This window comes from Nicoliella spurrieriana, assembly GCF_023380205.1.
In the GTDB taxonomy this organism is placed as follows: Bacteria; Bacillota; Bacilli; order Lactobacillales; family Lactobacillaceae; genus Nicoliella; species Nicoliella spurrieriana.
In genome coordinates this window covers 840,761-857,946 of the sequence record NZ_CP093361.1, presented here as the reverse complement: position 1 = coordinate 857,946, position 17,186 = coordinate 840,761, and the positions used below count along the sequence as shown (strand labels likewise).

Here is a 17,186-nt window from a genome sequence, read left to right as displayed (position 1 = left end):
ATCGTGCTAACTAAGCTTAGCGCGATCTCTTTTTACTTCTATAATAACCCCACATTAATAGTCCGTTTACCACTGCGATGCCAATTGAAAAGCAGCTAAACGTTTTGAAACCATTTAAGATGCCAAACTGGGTCTGAAACAAAGCCCCGACCGTCGTTCCCATTGACCCCATGAACATCTGGAACGTCTGGATAATTGCGGTCGCATCGGATTGATTGACCGGGGGTTGGTCATCAATCGCCGCCGTTTGGGCCCCAAAGTAGGCCATATTCCGACCAATAATGTACACGATGTAGATTCCGATCAAAAAGCTTAGGCCCCATTGCAGCTTAAAGGTGGCCATGATGCTGACTGCACCTAGCAAAATCCAATTCCCCAAGTACATGGGTAACTTCCCGCCACGGTGGTCATACATCCGCCCGAAGTACGGATTCAACAGGGCCCCGGTCAATGCCCCGGGCAACAACGCAAAGCCAGCGATAAAACTGGACGTGTGTAATTCATTTTCAGCCAGGGTCGGGATGATTAAATTTAATCCCAACATCGAGAACATGTATAACGCGACTGGAACCAACAACGCTAAAAACCGCCCCTGCCTAAACAGAGTAAAGTTCAAAAACGACTTCCTCGAGTGCTGATAATGCCAGACCAAGGCCACTATGGCTACCACCATCAAAATTCCCAGCGGCCAGTTAAAGCCGTGTTGTTCAAACTGGTTCACCAAGAGTAAACTCGTCATTAAGATGATTGCAAACAGGCTAAATGCGCCCCAATCGAATCCGCTCGTTTTCGAACGGTTATCAATATGGTTGATCGTCTGCCAGCCCATCATTAACGATAGTGCCGGTGCAATCAATAGGATGATAAAGATGGCGCGCCAACCAAAGTGATCTAAAATTAAGCCCCCGTAGCTGGGCCCAAATGATGGTGCCAAACTAACCACCAACGAGGAAAAACCTAGCCAGGTCCCGATTCGTTCGCTCGGGACGGTATAAATAACAATGTTAAAGGAGAGCGGCATTGCAATTCCAGATGCGGTCCCCTCAAGCACCCGTCCTAAAATCAACATCGGTAGGTTCAAAGCACAGGCACCCACTAATGACCCAACAATAAATAGCAAGATACTAACTAACCAAACCGCCCGGATGCTAAAGCGCTTGGTCGTGTAGGCGCTGGTGGTAATCGCAATCGTTACCGCCAAAAGGTAGCCCGCAGTTACCCACTGAATCGTGTTCAAATTACTCCCGAACGTCTGCGCAAGGGTCGTAAACGTCACGTTCATTGAAGTTTCAGCCATGATGCCGGAAAACGACACCAGTGCGACCGCAATAATTGCTAACACGGTCTTGATTGGGACCCGTTTGTCATCCATTGTCATCCCCCCCTAATTCATAATTGGTTAGAAAAAAAGATTGGAATTAATCCAATCCTTTTAGCTTTAATCATCATGATGATCATCCGGTGACAGGATCAAATCCCCATCAACGGCGTTTTTCCGCTCGACCGTAATTTTCTTACGGCGAATCCGATTCTGCCGTCTAACATCCCGAAGTTCGGAGCGTTTAATTTTAATCGTTTTGATTGATTCATCATTTCGCAGCATCTTCCAGATCGAATAGAGGATGAATGGCACCACAAACATGAGTGGAAAACCAGCCAACGTACAGAAGGTTTGAATCGTTTCAAAACCTCCGACCATCACCAAACTAAACGAGAAGATGATGAAGATTACCACCCAGGTCATCCGGTTCGCCCGACTGGGTTGTTCGCCACGAGCCAACGGTAAACTGGTAAACGATGAGAGCACGAATGCTGACGATGAAATCGTCGTCGCCAGGAAGATAAAACAGGAAATACAATAGAGGGCAAACATGATGTACTTCAATGGCAGCGTAGAAAGAACCGCCGCAATCACTGCAGATTGCCCCTGGGTACTTAGGATGTGGATTAAATTGACTTCGCCGGTTTTTTGTAACCAGAGGGAATAGCCCCCTAAGATGGCGTAAAAACTCATACACCCTAATGCTCCATAAGTTAACATCCCGATTACGACCTGTCGAATCGTCCGGCCCCGTGAGATGCGGGCAATGAACAATCCCATAAATGGCATATAGGACAACCACCAGCCCCAATAAAAGATGGTTTCTTGTTGGGTCGTATCGGGCGTCCCGTTCGGAATCGTATTGGTACTTAGTGGGATAAATTTTTGAATCAATAACCCGATACTGTTGGTCTCAGAATTTAAGATGTAAACGGTCGGCCCAATTGCTAACACAATTGCTAAGAAGATGACCGCCGTCCAGATATGCATGTTACTCAACTTATCAATTCCACCCTTGAGCCCCTTAAAGACGGTAAAGGTAAAGATGATGAATAAAATCGTAAACAGCACTAATTTAAGCAGTAGGTTATCTGGAATCCCGGTCAACGAGCTCAAGACCTTCGAAATAATCGGAATTTCCAAGCCGACCGAGGCGCCGACCCCGCCCATGATCCCCAAAACAACCAGGATGTTGACCACCGTTTTGAAGAACCGTTGCCAGGGTTTATTTCCATTTAACATGATGATCGAGTCACTTAGCGACTGCACCTTGATCTTCTTTACATATAGAATATAACCAATCGCAATCGTTGGGGCGGCAAACATCATCCAAGCCATCGGGCCCCAATTATATTGCCCCAGCATGTGGGCGAGCCCGTATGCTTGTTCGGAATATGGCTTCGTCCCGAATGGTGGGTCTTGAATGTAACGAAGTGGATCGACCATGCTCAGCATTAAAATACTAGCATCAATGGCGGTTGCAAAGACCATTGCGCCCCATTGAAAATTACCATAAGCGGGCTTGTCTTCCTTGTCACCCAGCTTGATGCCACCATACTTACTTAAGATGATGAAGATGAAAAAGACGAAGTTAATGACGTAGATCCACATGTACCCCCAGCCCATTTCGCCGGAGACCCATGCTAAAATCGAATTTAAAACGCCCTTGATCGAAGCACCGCCAATCATCAAGACTGCAGAAACACAAATAAATAAAATTACTGTCGGAATAAAAATAATCTTGTTGATTTTTTTATTTCTAAAGATAAAAAATCCTCCTCAAATAGTTAAAAATGCAGCCGCTCCGCAGCGACAACATAGTAAAATTTGAAACAAAAAAGCTCGCCAAACCAGTATGTATAATGCACCACACTCATTAATGGTGGGTTTAAAAATGATTATCAAATTTCCCGTTTTCATTTTCTATCATTTATTATAGAACAACTTGGGGAGAAGGTGAAATATATTTGAAACATTTTTAGGCATCCCTAAAAAGAAGTCGTAAAAACGGGAACGTTGGCTAAGCATTGCTAACGTTCCCGTCGTATTTATTCTTTTGTAGTTTTAATCGTTATCAATTGAATGATGCTAATTACCAATAGGAAGATCAGGGCTGCAGTGTACCCTAATAAACCGTTGCCGCCACCAATGGCGCCGACCTTCGTAATGATGGTCGCAACGATTACGGTCCCAATCGCCCCGGCAAATTGTTGCACCGTGGTAATGATGGCGTTCCCATCGGCTTGTAATTCACCTGATAGGTAACTTAACCCCTTGGTCATGATGTTACCGTAGGCTAACCCGACCCCAATCATAATCAAACTGTATAAAATCATGATCACTGAATTAGCAAGGTGGCTCGAAAAGATACTTAGCAGCAGTAGCGATACCACCATGACCGCAATCCCGCTTAAAATCGGCTTCTTAGCACCAAAGCGGTCCAGAAGGGCTCCTGAGAACGGTGATACGACCGCCCCAATTACAGCCCCTGGTAATAACAGTAACCCAGCAACACTGGAGCTACTGTGGTTAATTAATTGGACGTAGTTCGGCACTACAAACGCTAGTCCTAAGATGATGAGCTGGTTAATGAAAAATGCTACCACGTACTTAGCATAGGCGGTGTTCTTTAAGATGTGTACCCGCAATAGTGGTTGGGCAGAGTGATTTTGCACCCGGATGAATGTAAATAATGCGACCAACCCGATTACAATCGGAATGAGCACCATTGGATTCCAGAAGCTGCTGGTACTAATGGTGTCAATCCCAATGATTAACCCTGCGAAAGTGGCTACGATCAATAAGAAGCTCTTTAAATCAAAGCGTTCTGAGCTGAGCTCATTCTTCCGTAAGTGGGGAATTGAAAAGATCCCCATCAATAATGAAATCAATAGCACTGGCATTAAAATAATAAAAATAAACCGCCAGCCAAGCGTATTAACAATAATTCCACCAAAGGTTGGTCCCACTGCGGAAGCAGCGGCGGTAATCAAGGAGCCAAAGCCCATCATCACCCCCAATCTTTCCTGTGGCACGTTTTCTAAAATGATGTTGAACATTAGTGGCAACGCAATTCCGGTCCCAAGGCCCTGAATCACCCGCCCCAATAGCAGAAAGATAAACGATGGTGCAAACGCATCCACCACTAATCCCGCTAGGAACAATAAGTTGGCGACAATAAACAGCGTACTCATTTTAAAGCGGGCCTTTAAGAACCGCGAAAGTGGAATGATGCTAGATAGTACCAGTAGGTAAATCGTGGTCATCCACTGCACGACACTGAGGCCGATGCCAAATTCCTTAATCAACGTGGGGAACGTGATGTTCATCGATGTCTCCACCGTCACCCCACTAAACGTCATAACTCCTGATGCAATAATTGCTAATAAAACACTTGATGATATTTTCTTTTCCATTAAATAATCATTGTATTTCGTCTCCTTATAAATTTTACTTAACTAAAAGTAAGCACTTTTAAAAGTATATAAAAAAATTTTACTCCTTGTCAACTAAAAAAAGATTTTAACCACAACGGCTAAAATCATTTTGGGTTGAAATTTAATCCACGGTTTTAATTACGTGTGCAGGATTCCCCACGATCACCACGTTATCGCCGAATGACTTGGTCACTACCGAACCAGCGCCTACGACTACGTTATTACCTAACGTTACGCCGGGCAAGATGGTCACGTGCCCTCCTAGCCAGACGTTATCACCAATCGTGATTGGTGCGCCCAATTCAACGTCGTTTTTGCGTTGGACCGGGTCAATCGGATGGACCGGCGTGTACAATCCACAGTCCGGACCAAAGTAACAATTATCACCAATTGTAATTGGGCAGGTATCCAGTAGCGTTAGGTGGTAATTCGCGTAGAAATCATTACCGACATGGATGTTAAAGCCATAGTCAAACGCAATCCCATTTTCTACGAATAAATGGTCGCCACTCTCGGCTAGGAGCGGCTTTAATTGCTTGTTAAATTCCCGATTATCATAAATCTGGTTCAAAGCCCCCAATGCCTTACGCATCTTCGTTCTTTGGGCCTGTAATTCTGGATCGAACTGGTCATAATTTTGGCCAGCCGTCATTTTGTCACGTTCTGTTGTCATGCTTCCACCATCCTTATGGGGTCCATAGTAACACTTCTATTCATCATTATCATCAAAGAGGTGCAGTTGGTGGAGTTCATTTTCGATATCATTAACCGATTTATCAGGCGAAACCGGGTGTTCGTGGAGCCGGTCACGATGAACAGTCGGCCCCGGTGCTGCCGATGCTTTCGGTTGATCACCATTCAAAATTCCATCAATGCTGGAAAGGGCGTTCTGCTTAACGGTCTCATTTACCTGGGGCACCGGTGCCGCTTGTTTATGGCGGGCCACCTTAATCGTTCCCGAACTCCCCATTTGATCCATCGCCTCGTTTAATTTCTCATCCACAAAGACATTGCCGGCATTGTCAGCATGCCCCTTGGTCCAGTGAAAATGAAGGGCTTTGAATTGGCCCATGATTTGGTCAATCTGCTTCCAAAGCGCTTCGTTTTTAACTGGTTGGCCAGCACTAGTCTGCCAACCGCGGCGCTTCCAACCGGCTAACCAGTGCTTAGTGATGGCATCTAAGACGTACTTAGAATCAGAAACCACTTCGATTTCGTGATCAGCTAACCCGTGTTGTGCCAAATCGCTCAGCGCCTTTAGCAGTGCCATGACTTCCATGCGATTATTGGTGGCGCCCAATTCACCGTCGGCAGCGCTGCGTTTGCTCCCGTCCGGCATTTGAATTAGATACGCCCAGGCGGCCTTATCATTGTCCTTAACGTGGCCGCCCTTTTGATTGCCGTGGTTTCTAGAACCCCCATCGGTATAGACGGTAATCACATCTTGTCCGCCGGTTGCGGGCGCTTCGGACGGTGCGTTCGGCAACGTCGGATCGTTGCCCTTTAGAAATTCCTCGGCATCGGCCCTAGTTAAAAAACTTTTGAACCGCGCTTTGGGAAATGCCTTGACCTGTTCTAAACACTCTGGCCAACTATTGTAAATTCCGGGATTGCGGCCCCTTCGAACAGCATAGTATTTATGAGCCATAATATCGCCTCCTGTAAGGGTTTTGACTTTGATTTTGAACCATTTTGTGAGAAAATAAAAGTAAAAGGAGATTTTGTGATGACTAAGTTAAATACAACATTAATCACCGTTCAGGATGCTTGGGCAATGCTCAAGGATAAGAAGAACCAGCAAAATGAACGTTTTCCCCAGTTCGAGAAAAATGGTAAGTTCATTTTACCTGATTACAAACTGACCCGAAAGCGTGAGGCCTTTAAGATTCGTAAGCGGACGTTCTTAAAACGCCATGCCCGTTCCTACGTTGCGTTTGACTCTGATAATGGTCAGACCCTGTGGTTGCATAACTTTCCCAGTCTTTCAGCAGCCTTGTTCTGGTTAGACACCGGGCTTAAGACGAATGACATGGATATCCACTCATCCTACCAACAATGGAAGAGTAACCACTTGGATGACATTAATGAATTTAAGGATCAGCTCCGTAAGAAGTCAAAGCACAAGCACATCCCACGTGAAGCTGCCGATTTAAACAACTAAATTAGCAAATAAAAAAGCCCAGTATAATCTACTGGGCATTGTTATTATTTAGCAGGACTTTGCTTTAAGAATTTTTGTAATGCAGAAATTTCTTTGTTCTTCTTCTTGTCCTTCTTTTGGTTAACTGGACGACGGCCTTGAACACCGTTTGGATGACAAATACGCATAACTTTATCGCTCCTTTGCTTGTTAGTCTGTCTTTGAAATATACCATTTAATTATAATACAAAAGACCATTCAAAATCAAATCTAAAAATAAATCCGTTGGATTACCACTTATCGGGGCTCCAAATCCGGCCATCCAATTCGTCATTGGCCTGTTGAATCCGCTTTGCCTGTTCGACAACCATCCGTTGGGCCGCTTCGAATAGGCAGCGGTCAGGAAAGTCCGGTTCCGTTTTTGCAAATTTTTGTAATTGCTCTAACAACCATTCATTATTTTCCATTATTCATCATCCCCCCGTTTGATCATTTCGATTTGATCCTTCAAACTAGCTAGTTCCGCTTCATTTTGCTCGATTTGATCGATTGTCAGGTTCAACAACGTTTGGCGGGTCGCATCACCCTCCCGACTGGCTTTATCACGCAAGCGTTCGATCACCCAGTCCTGTTGGCCCTTAAATGTGGCTGGGTGGGGATTATTAACGTAGTTTTGGTAATCAAACAATAAGTGCGCCTTTTGCTGCGCGGTTTGATACTTAAAGCGGTCCACGACGAATGGAGGCAAAAAGTCCATCCCCGCCTGCTTGGCAACCGCTTGAAACGGCTTCATCAGTTCCGAAATCGACACCCCTTCGCTGCCGCCGACGGTGTAATTCTTAGCGGCAGTCCCGAGCGTCACGACGATGCCTAACTGCTTCCCCGCAAGCCGACCATCTTGATTTACTTGGGTGAAGTTACGTGTTAAAACGTCATCCTCCCACTGTTTCAATAGCGCCGGAGAACTATACCAATAGAGCGGAAATTGAAAAATAATCCGGTCGGCTGCGACTAATTGCTTTTGCTCCGCAGCCACGTCGATTTGGTAGTCTGGATATTTTGTGTCTAGTCCATGCCACGTCACGCCATTTAAATTCCGTAACGCTCCCTTTAGGAATGCCTGGGTCCCGGAATCCTTAATTTCTGGATGCGAAATAATGATTAATGTTTTCAATTGAAGTGCCATCCCCTTTTATCAATCTTTATCCCCATTTTAACTTAAAAAAGACAAGCGTGCATTGTTGACAATTTTTAAGAACACTGGTACTATAACATTAATGTGTTACGTAGTTTCGAGTTTTTAAGGTTCTTGTTTTTCATAAAACTTCCTTAATCTGATTCAAGCTTAATGATACATTTAATATTTTTATTTATATGGAGGTTCTACATTATGGAACAAGGTACTGTAAAATGGTTTAACGCTGACAAGGGATACGGATTTATTACTACTGATAACGGTGACGTTTTTGTTCACTATTCAGCAATCAACAAGGATGGCTTCAAGACCTTAGACGAAGGCGAAAAGGTTACCCTTGATGTTGAACAAGGCGACCGTGGCCCACAAGCTGCTAACGTTACTCCAGTTGAAGGTTAATCTTTAACTAACTTAATAAAAACGGTGTGGATTTTATCCACACCGTTTTTTTGTTGGTTTAATTTTTAAAATGCATGTACTTAGAAGCAAAAATGACTAGCGACTCCACGGGTTCTTGCATCCCATCTTGAGTCCAGGTAATCAAGAGCTCAGTCAAGCCCCCCGAAATCATCGAAATCAATAGTTTGGATGAGCGTTCGCGCACCCTTAAGACCCGTTGGTCGACTAATCCTCCAATGTAGTACCGGAGGCGTTCTCGTAATACGATCGTTAAATCGTTTTGAATCAATAACTCCATAAAGTGTTGGTCAGCCTTGATCAAGTTAAAGAAAATGGTTGCAATGTCAAAAAAGGTCCTAGAATGACTAGATGAGACCTGCTGAATAAAGTCAGTAAATAAACCATCAAAGTGGTAGGTCAACAACTCTTTTTTATCATGAAAATTGCGGTAATACGTCATTCGAGACACGCCGGTCTCTTGGCAGATCTCCTTGACCGTAATGTCGCGGTAGGCCATCGTGTCCATCAATTTAATCATTCCAGCGACAATTTTCCGTTTGGTCGCCAATTTATCTCTCATCTTGTTCATCCACCACTTTTCCCTTATTCTGCAATCTTATATTACAATCGCCTAAATTTCAAATGATTAAATTTATTGAGCATTATTCAACATTTTTTTGCACTAATGCTATATAATAAGATTGAGTCTTATATATTGAAAGGGAGATCTTATTATGGCAGATTTTGAAGAAGATACTACTTTAGATAGAAAAATGAGTGAAGTTTACGACTGGAGCGATTCAGATACCCCAGTTAGAGACGCATTGTGGGACTACTTTATGGAACACAATAATCACGACACTATCAAGACTTCTGATGAAATGGACAAATATGAAGCCATGTCAGACGACGAAGTCAAGGCTAATGCCGAAAAGGTATTGAAGAAATAGTCATTGTTCCTCCAACACTCAATATTTTACTCATCAGGGTGCTTAATTCTTATGAATTAAGTGCCTTTTTTGCAGTTTCAATCAAAGCTGTCGGTACCGTTTCGGACGTGAACCGTTGTAGTGGGGTGTACGCATGACGATGGTTAAACGCCACCGGTTCGTAAGCGACCACTGCGACCTTCAGGTTATTTTCAGTCAGAAAAATCTGGCCGACCTGCTTAAACTTACCGTTCGTATGCTTACCGGTGCGCCAATCATGGAGCTTAAAGCCCCCATCGCCATCCCGTTTAATTTGATAATTTCCAGAATTATCGGTTTCCACCGGGACCCCGACGTAGCGGTTGACCTTGTACTTGCCCTTCATTCAATCACCTCATTTTGTTTCTATCATACCATCATTTGCTACAAGATAATATTACCATTCGGGAGGTCTTCATATTTATTCCAATCACAATAACGGCATTCACATCAGAATCAGCGCCCTCATTGCGGGCCTATTGATCAACGCAATTGGCAATGCATTCACGATCATCTCTGGGGAGGGTGCCGGAATTTGGACTGCTTCAGCGGTCAATTTACACCTCATCACGGGGTTGCCAATCGGAACTTACATAATGGCCTTTGGCATCTTCAACATCATTGCCAACCAGCTTTTAATTCGGCATTTCGACTGGCTCCGGCTCTGCGAGGAGTTTAGCTACATCCTTTGTTTTAGCTATTTAATCGACCTTGTGACCAATTTATTTCACCACTGGCACTTCCAAGATGCCAGCGTCGGTGTCAGAATCATGATGGCCCTCTTTGGGGTCACCCTCTTTTGTATCGGGATTTCGTTATACCAACGCGCCAATTTGTTTATGCACCCGAATGATGACATGAGCAACATTTTACGCTTCAAGTATTGCCATCATAGCGCAGTCCTTTCGCAATTTTTAGACATGGCGATTCCGATCCTAATCCTAATCGCTTGTGCCAGCTACCAGGGACGGATTTACGCAGTGAACATCGGGACCGTTTATTCATTTCTGGGTAACGGAGTGTTGATCGGGTTAGCTGATCGCATCATCTGCCCTAGGCTAGTCCATAACTTCAATGCGCGTGACCGCGTCCATTAAAAAAAGTTGATTCCGCTTGGAATCAACTTTTTTGATGGTTATTTTTAAGGCCTCGATAGCCCAGCAGGCCAATCAGCCCGATCACGCCTAGGACTTGGATCAAAATCAACGCTTTGAACCAGCGACTAGCCCGATAGCCAATCGTGAGGTGGTTCTTACCTGGGTGCGACTTCACAATTAGCGCCCCCACCTTTGAGGTCCGATAGGCCGTAAATGGTTTGCCGTCCCGGGCCACGCTCGTATGGGCGTATTTGAAGACCGGTATGCGAATCATTTTCGCATGCTTAGCGGAATTCACCCACGTCACCCGCAGCCCGTTTTGCGTCACTTGTTTGCGGACATGGTGATGGTTCTTCTTAATCGCCGTAACGGTGTAAGCATGGTACGGATGAAATGGAAAGTATTGATCTGGCGCTAGCGCCCGTTTAATCGGGAGGTAGTCCGGAGTCGACTTGGTCATATCCGTTAGCGCCGTCTTTAGGTGCGCCGAGTGCAACGCCGCCCGCAATTTTTGCGGCCGCTTAGTGTGAAACTTCAGGTTCGTAGGGTTATCAACCACCCGGTCGGCATGGTATGACACCGTTCCTAAAATCACGGTCCCGGCAGCCACCCCAAAGATGCCCAAAAACGCCAAAGTAGCCAGCCACCACTTGGTAACTTGCAACCAGTGCGGGGCTTGGTGAGTCAAGATGATCCCGACCATTAAAAACAACAGCGCAAACGATACGACGTAGAAGCGGGCTGGCATTTGAATGTAATACGCCACTCCTGGAACCATTTTTTGAATCCAGTTCCACGGGAAGAAGTACGATGACAACCATAAGAACAGCATTGAATTGCCAAAAATCACCTTCGTAAACAGGTTTAACTGCCGCCAGTGCTTAACTACATAGATCGTCACTAATAAGTATAAGATGGTATAAACCGGCACTAAAACGTATGAATGGGTGTTAATGACGTTGAACGCATTTTCACTCATTACTAACTGGGGTGCAACCGGCAGTAACGTATTGGATTTAAATAGTTCTAACATTGCCCCCCAGACGTTGGCGGTCAAAAGCAGCGTTAGCCCCACCGCCTTCAATAGGTCTAAGCAGAGCTGGCCCCGGTGGTGACTGTAAATGAACGCCACGATGAAGAATGGAATCAAAGCTGTCGCACAGATGATACTCGTCATCAAGTGCATTTGAATGACCAACGTCATCGAAAGGGCCAATGGAATCACGGTAATTTTGTCCCTGCGCATCATGTTCGTCCCGGCTAGCATGACTAGCGGAGTAAACATGGCGCCCAGGCCGGTAAACTGCGTTCCAGAAACCCACGAGAGCATGGGCGATGATAGTAAATACATCGCGCTGACCACGACTGCCGGCCCCGGTGCCACCCGATTCTTAATCGCCAGGCGATACATTAACCAGCCTGAAATTGAAAGGTAGAGCCAACTGGTCAAGAGCTGGAATTTGAACCACGTCCCAGCAATCAGCAGTAGTATCCCGTTAAAATAAGCAAATAATGGCCCATAGAGTGCATTAATCACCCGACCGGTTTGTTGGTAGCCGAAAAAGGACTGGAAGTAGTTAAAATGACCGGTTTTAATCTGCATTGCCGCATCATAAAAGCGGTTCATGTGAAAAATCGAATCAATCCCTACAATGTAAGATTTAGTCAGTATCTGTGGTAAGATTTCGACCACCGCAACGATTGCGATAATCAAATATGGCCACAGCTGACGCCACTTTTGGTTAGCCATCCAATAAAAACTCCTTAACTTCAAATTAAATAAGAATACCCACTGATCAAAAGTGGGTATTCTTATTATAGCTTAAAATCATTTTCAAAATGGTAATAATCTCAATTCTTAACTTTTAGCCCCCTGGCGACTATGGAAATATTGCAGTAGTGAAATTGCCACGATTACCAAGACCGCCCCGATGATCTCAACTAGCTTCGGCCGGAGTGCAAAAAAGATGATACTTAAAATAAAGGTCACGACCGGTTGGGTCGCATCCACTAGGCTGACCACCTCAGAACTGGCAAATTTAGAGGCGTGGAGTAGTGATAGGAACGGAAAGACGGTTCCTAACAATACCACCCCACCGATGGCAATTAACGCCACGTTAACGCCCAAAAAGCTCACGGCAGGCAGCTTAGGAGCTGCATTCCAAAACGGCGCGTGGTTGCGGATGATAAAGTCGGCATTAAAGACGACCCCGGCAATTAACGTCCCCCAGCCTAACACCACGATTGGCGGGTTATCCCTTAACACCGGCCGCGGTAACACGACGTAAAAGGCGGCGGTGATTCCGGAACCAATTCCCCACAGCAATGAACTGAGCGAGATCGAAAGCTTCGATAGGTCCCCCTGGGTGATCGAGAGCAACACCCCAACCAATGCAATTGCAAATACCACTAGGTCGCTTAATTCTGGGCGTTTGTGTTGGAACAAGATGCTGCCGACCACAATGAAGATCGGTGCAAGGTACTGCAAAATCGTCGAAGCAGCGGCGTTCCCCTCCTGCACACTAATGTAGAAGATCAGTAGGTTCGCGCCAATCCCAAAGATGCCGTATGCAATTAACCAAAGTAATTGCCGGCCGGTTTTAAAGACGTTAAAGATGGCGCCCCGGTACATGCACGCGGCAATGATCAATAACAACACCCCCGGAAGTTAGCGTCCGGACCGATAGAAACCATGGTGCCGGCATCGAAAAACCGGTCTTGGGATTGGAAATTAACTGCAGAATCGTTCCTGAAATCCCCCACAGCGTTGATGCAAAAATTGCCCAAATAATTCCCGTCATGGTCTGAGTCCTAACGGATTGCTCCCTTTGATTTTCCATTCAATTCACCCCATTAATATTATGCTTCACATCAAAAGCGCCCCGAACCAACTGGTCAAGGCGCTTTAAAATTACTATCAGTTTCCCGCGTGGTTCCGATGAATCCGTTGCAGGAGGTAAATTGAATAGATTACCAACGCTGCACCAATACATTCGATCAGGTCGAACGGAACCCCTAACGACTGAATCAAAGCAATTGGAATCAACGTACAAATCAAACTCAAGATGAACGTCATTGCTGGTTCAACGGCATCCACGATACTGAGCACTTCTGAAGAAGCAAACTTCAAACTGTAAATCATGGATGAGAATGCTCCGATCGTCCCGACCAAGATAACTCCACCTAGTCCCACTAATACCAATGGACTAGCGGTCACTTGCTTTGGTGCGGCGATGAAGAATGGTGCGTGGTGCACGGCTACGTAGAAGATGTTAAACGGCACACTGGCAATCAACGTTCCCCAGCCCAAGACCACGAACGGTGAATTTTCACGGGACAGTGGTTGTGGAACCGAGTAGTAGATGGCAGCTGAAACGGCCGAACCCAATCCCCATAGGATCGAAACGAATGGAATCGCCAATTCGTTTAAGTTCCCCTTGGTAACGGACAACACGATCCCGACTAATGCGATAAAGAAGACCAACACGTCAGCCTTTAGGGGCTTGTTCCCCTGAAAGATGAACTTGTAAAGAACGATAAAGATCGGTGCCATGTATTGTAATAGCGTGGCCGTCGGTGCGTTCCCGGTTTGAATTGCCATGTAGAACGTCGACATGTTCACCGCGAGTCCGAACAAACTATAGATCAATAATAACATGATCGAATGCCGATCCTTAAAGACCTTAAAGATATCCTTTTTAACGTGGAACGCCCCAATAATCAACAGTAAGATTCCCGCCACTGAAGTTCTGGCAGAAATGAACCAATCAACTGGGATTGCACCGTTCTTAGCGACCATTTGCATTAAAATTCCGGAAAACGCCCATAGCGACGAAGCCATTGCTGACCAAAAAATTCCGCGGGCAACGTTTTCCCTTCCTTGTTGCTTATCTTGCATTGTTACACCTCAAATAATCAATAATTAATCTCGCGATTTATTTTACACGATTAAAATTAAATTTAGAGGAGAAATTTACTCATTTTTATTCATGGTACTGTGGCGCATCCCATACGAGAAGTAGAGGACCAACCCTAGCGCGAACCAAACCAATGCGGTCAAGACCGTATCCAATGGTAATTGGGTCGCAATTAGAAAACTCAATGCAGCTGAGATGATCGGTAAGTATGGATACCATGGTACCTGGAACCCTTGGTTCGGAATGTCGTTGCGCTTCCGCAGTGGTAAGATCCCGAGTGAAATCACGATGAAGGCGATCAAAGTCCCAATGTTAACCAAACTGGCTAACTTATCCAATGACACAAAGCCACTCATCACGGCAATCACAATCGTTACGATCAACACACTGTGGTGGGGCACGTTATTGTGGTTCACCTTGTGCAGGTGTCTTGGTAGTAAACCATCCCGCCCCATCGAATAGAGCAATCTGGAACCACCGTAGATCATGGTCAACATCATGGTGAACATCCCGGCTAACGCTCCGACCGCAATGATGCCGGCAACGGCGTTTTGGTTCACTAATTGCAAGGCAAATGATACGGGATCCGCAACGTTCAATTCCTTGTAGTGCACCATTCCAGTCAGGACTAATGATACTAAAACATACAAGATCGTACAGATAAATAGCGTTCCTAAAATCCCGATCGGCATGTTCTTCTTCGGGTTCTTAACTTCGGATGCTGCTGATGACACACAGTCAAACCCGAGGTAGGCAAAAAAGACCGCCGAAGCTCCATGGAAGATTCCTGCTGTTCCAAATGGTAGTAACGGGTTCCAGTTACTTGGCTTCACGTAGAATGCCCCGACCACTAGGAATAAGATAATGATCAAGACCTTAATGACCACGATAATGTTATTCAAGCGCGTCGATGACTTCGTCCCCCGCGTTAAAATAAATGAAATCAAAAGGACGATTAAAATCGCGAATAGGTTCACGTACGTCCCCTTGCTAGGGTCATAAAAGCCACTCAACGCCTTTGGAATGTGAATCCCAAATCCACCTAAAAAGGTTTGGAAGTAGGCTGACCACCCCACAGCGACCGTAGCCACCGATAGTGTATATTCAAGGACTAACGCCCAGCCTAACACCCAACCCACGATTTCACCGAAGACGACGTTTCCATATGAATACGCACTTCCGGCGACCGGCATTGAAGACGAAAATTCAGCATAACACATTGCACTGAGTGAACAGACAATCGTAGCCACGATAAACGAAAAGATAATTCCAGGCCCAGCCGTCGTGGCAGCCACCGTCCCGGGTAGGATGAAGATTCCGGCCCCGATCACGGTTCCGACCCCCATCGCAATTAAATCCCATGCTCCCATGGTCCGCTTTAAATTACTGTCTTGATCCATGTAATTGTCCAGCGATTCTTTTCTAAACATCTTAGAAACTAAACTCAATGGTATTCCTCCTTAACTATCTTCCGAAAACAAAAAGAGCCATACAATTCTAGTATGGCTCTTTTCCACCTAGAAATACTTCAGATTCCCAGTGGTTGAAGATTGCGCATGAAAAGCAACCCCACCCGGACCAGCAAAATGGTAGCGCTGAGCGAGTGGATGCATTAATCAAATGGCATTGCATTTAAACCCGTTCCATCCATGTCACAAACTCCCGATTCGAAATTAATTAATCCTATTTTAACCTATTTATTATCTAATTACAATTGTTTCATTACAATTATTTTAGATTTGGCTTGAGGGTCGGCAGTGCTAACACAAAGACGGTACTTAGAATTAACACCCCACCGCAAATCTCTGCGAAGTTAAAACTGGTGTTCAAAAAGGCGACCGACCCTAACGTTGCTGATAGCGGCTCAAAGGTATCTAACATCCCCGCCACCGTCGGCGAAACGTACTTCAAACTCGTCGTAAAACACACGAATGACACCATCGTGCCTAAAATGACAATTGAGGCGACCCCAATCACCCCGCCAACGGTAAAGTGGGGTGGATCGACCCAAAACGGGTGGATGATCGAGAATAACCCGCCTCCGATGACCATCCCCCAGCCCACGACGATCATAACGTCATGGCGTTTTAATAGGCTGACCGGTAGCATCGTCTGCAACGCCCCCGCTAGCGCCAATAATAGGCCTAACGTTAAGGCTTCCCCACTAATTGCAAGGTGGAACAAATTCCCCCGCGTCACCAATAACCAGGTCCCAATTAGGGCCAACCCGATCGCAACCCCCTCATTACGTGATGGGAGGTGGTGGTAAATCATTGCCGTTAAAATCACGATGATGATCGTCCCGAGGCTTTGTAAGATCGTAGCCGTCCCGGCGTTACTGGCACTGACCGTCACTAGGTAGAAGTACTGCACGGCAGCCAGGCCGAACAATGAATACACTAACAATAAGCATGCATCCCTTGGCGTCTGCCAGACCTTCAACAGTGGTTGGTGCTTTACGCCGGTCGTAAATAATAAAATCAAGACGCCGGCGATGGTCATTTTGACCCCCATTAGCCACTCCGGTGAGTAGCTATCGTCTTGAAATAAGAATTGGGAAATGGGGCCTTGAATCCCCCAGCACACCGCACCAATGATTGCCAGGATCGCACCGATTCCCTCTCGTTTGACTTGCAAAAAAACCGCTCCTTAATCGAATTAATCACTATTAGTATAACACACAAAAAAACGGGAACTGAATTCCCGTTTTTT

The 17,186-nt window shown here is 45.5% G+C and carries 18 protein-coding genes and 1 pseudogene; 4 read left to right on the top strand and 15 right to left on the bottom strand.

Annotated features, from left to right (window positions below; all coding sequences use genetic code 11):
* Positions 1–16: 16 nt before the first annotated feature.
* From MOO44_RS04785 to MOO44_RS04765, 5 genes are all read right to left on the bottom strand, one after another.
* Positions 17–1,372: an MFS transporter gene (locus MOO44_RS04785; RefSeq protein WP_260116047.1), complete on the bottom strand. Its 1,356-nt coding sequence runs from the start codon at positions 1,370–1,372 to the stop codon at positions 17–19.
* Positions 1,373–1,438: 66 nt separating this feature from the next.
* Positions 1,439–3,052, bottom strand: coding sequence for a BCCT family transporter (locus MOO44_RS04780; RefSeq protein WP_260117301.1), 1,614 nt, complete (start codon positions 3,050–3,052; stop codon positions 1,439–1,441).
* 317 nt (positions 3,053–3,369) lie between these two features.
* A complete protein-coding gene (locus tag MOO44_RS04775; RefSeq protein WP_260117274.1) occupies positions 3,370–4,737 on the bottom strand; it encodes an MFS transporter in 1,368 nt (455 codons plus the stop codon).
* 142 nt (positions 4,738–4,879) lie between these two features.
* Positions 4,880–5,431: a sugar O-acetyltransferase gene (locus MOO44_RS04770; RefSeq protein ID WP_260117273.1), complete on the bottom strand. Its 552-nt coding sequence runs from the start codon at positions 5,429–5,431 to the stop codon at positions 4,880–4,882.
* A 36-nt stretch (positions 5,432–5,467) separates the two neighbouring features.
* A complete protein-coding gene (locus MOO44_RS04765) occupies positions 5,468–6,406 on the bottom strand; it encodes a ribonuclease H family protein (protein WP_260117272.1) in 939 nt (312 codons plus the stop codon).
* A 78-nt stretch (positions 6,407–6,484) separates the two neighbouring features.
* Here MOO44_RS04765 and MOO44_RS04760 point away from each other — a divergent pair, with 78 nt between their 5' ends.
* Positions 6,485–6,919, top strand: coding sequence for a hypothetical protein (locus tag MOO44_RS04760; protein WP_260117271.1), 435 nt, complete (start codon positions 6,485–6,487; stop codon positions 6,917–6,919).
* A 44-nt stretch (positions 6,920–6,963) separates the two neighbouring features.
* Here MOO44_RS04760 and MOO44_RS04755 read toward each other — a convergent pair whose 3' ends face one another.
* From MOO44_RS04755 to MOO44_RS04745, 3 genes are all read right to left on the bottom strand, one after another.
* A complete protein-coding gene (locus tag MOO44_RS04755) occupies positions 6,964–7,086 on the bottom strand; it encodes a hypothetical protein (protein ID WP_255552537.1) in 123 nt (40 codons plus the stop codon).
* Positions 7,087–7,188: 102 nt separating this feature from the next.
* A complete protein-coding gene (locus MOO44_RS04750) occupies positions 7,189–7,365 on the bottom strand; it encodes a hypothetical protein (RefSeq protein WP_260117270.1) in 177 nt (58 codons plus the stop codon).
* On the bottom strand, positions 7,365–8,072 hold the full coding sequence (locus MOO44_RS04745; protein ID WP_260117269.1) for an NAD(P)H-dependent oxidoreductase: 708 nt from the start codon (positions 8,070–8,072) through the stop codon (positions 7,365–7,367). The genes MOO44_RS04750 and MOO44_RS04745 overlap by 1 nt, the downstream gene beginning before the upstream one ends.
* Before the next feature lie 216 nt (positions 8,073–8,288).
* Between MOO44_RS04745 and MOO44_RS04740 the strand changes: the two genes are divergently transcribed.
* Positions 8,289–8,492, top strand: a complete 204-nt coding sequence (locus MOO44_RS04740; protein ID WP_219054080.1) for a cold-shock protein — start codon at positions 8,289–8,291, stop codon at positions 8,490–8,492.
* Between the two features lie 58 nt (positions 8,493–8,550).
* Here MOO44_RS04740 and MOO44_RS04735 read toward each other — a convergent pair whose 3' ends face one another.
* Positions 8,551–9,072, bottom strand: a complete 522-nt coding sequence (locus tag MOO44_RS04735; RefSeq protein WP_260117268.1) for a TetR/AcrR family transcriptional regulator — start codon at positions 9,070–9,072, stop codon at positions 8,551–8,553.
* A 154-nt stretch (positions 9,073–9,226) separates the two neighbouring features.
* On the opposite strand from MOO44_RS04735, the gene MOO44_RS04730 reads away from it, so the two are divergent.
* Complete coding sequence (locus MOO44_RS04730; protein WP_260117267.1) at positions 9,227–9,442, top strand: P8 family protein; 216 nt, start codon at positions 9,227–9,229, stop codon at positions 9,440–9,442.
* Positions 9,443–9,491: 49 nt separating this feature from the next.
* Here the strand turns inward: MOO44_RS04730 and MOO44_RS04725 are convergent, their stop codons facing one another.
* On the bottom strand, positions 9,492–9,806 hold the full coding sequence (locus MOO44_RS04725) for a DUF7671 family protein (RefSeq protein WP_260117266.1): 315 nt from the start codon (positions 9,804–9,806) through the stop codon (positions 9,492–9,494).
* A 73-nt stretch (positions 9,807–9,879) separates the two neighbouring features.
* Between MOO44_RS04725 and MOO44_RS04720 the strand changes: the two genes are divergently transcribed.
* Positions 9,880–10,557 carry a YczE/YyaS/YitT family protein gene (locus tag MOO44_RS04720; protein WP_480241888.1) on the top strand — a complete coding sequence of 226 codons (678 nt, stop codon included), beginning with the start codon at positions 9,880–9,882 and terminating at the stop codon, positions 10,555–10,557.
* A 22-nt stretch (positions 10,558–10,579) separates the two neighbouring features.
* Here MOO44_RS04720 and MOO44_RS04715 read toward each other — a convergent pair whose 3' ends face one another.
* The 5 genes and pseudogenes from MOO44_RS04715 to MOO44_RS04695 all read right to left on the bottom strand — a co-directional run bounded on the left by MOO44_RS04715 (position 10,580) and on the right by MOO44_RS04695 (position 17,111).
* Positions 10,580–12,307: a hypothetical protein gene (locus MOO44_RS04715; protein ID WP_260117264.1), complete on the bottom strand. Its 1,728-nt coding sequence runs from the start codon at positions 12,305–12,307 to the stop codon at positions 10,580–10,582.
* 108 nt (positions 12,308–12,415) lie between these two features.
* A pseudogene (locus MOO44_RS04710) lies at positions 12,416–13,397 on the bottom strand (DMT family transporter).
* A gap of 77 nt (positions 13,398–13,474) precedes the next feature.
* The gene (locus MOO44_RS04705) at positions 13,475–14,455 is read right to left on the bottom strand and encodes a DMT family transporter (protein WP_260117262.1); all 981 of its coding nucleotides are present in this window, start codon (positions 14,453–14,455) and stop codon (positions 13,475–13,477) included.
* A gap of 75 nt (positions 14,456–14,530) precedes the next feature.
* On the bottom strand, positions 14,531–15,922 hold the full coding sequence (locus MOO44_RS04700; RefSeq protein WP_260117261.1) for an APC family permease: 1,392 nt from the start codon (positions 15,920–15,922) through the stop codon (positions 14,531–14,533).
* Positions 15,923–16,202: 280 nt separating this feature from the next.
* The gene (locus MOO44_RS04695; RefSeq protein WP_260117260.1) at positions 16,203–17,111 is read right to left on the bottom strand and encodes a DMT family transporter; all 909 of its coding nucleotides are present in this window, start codon (positions 17,109–17,111) and stop codon (positions 16,203–16,205) included.
* Positions 17,112–17,186: the final 75 nt, after the last annotated feature.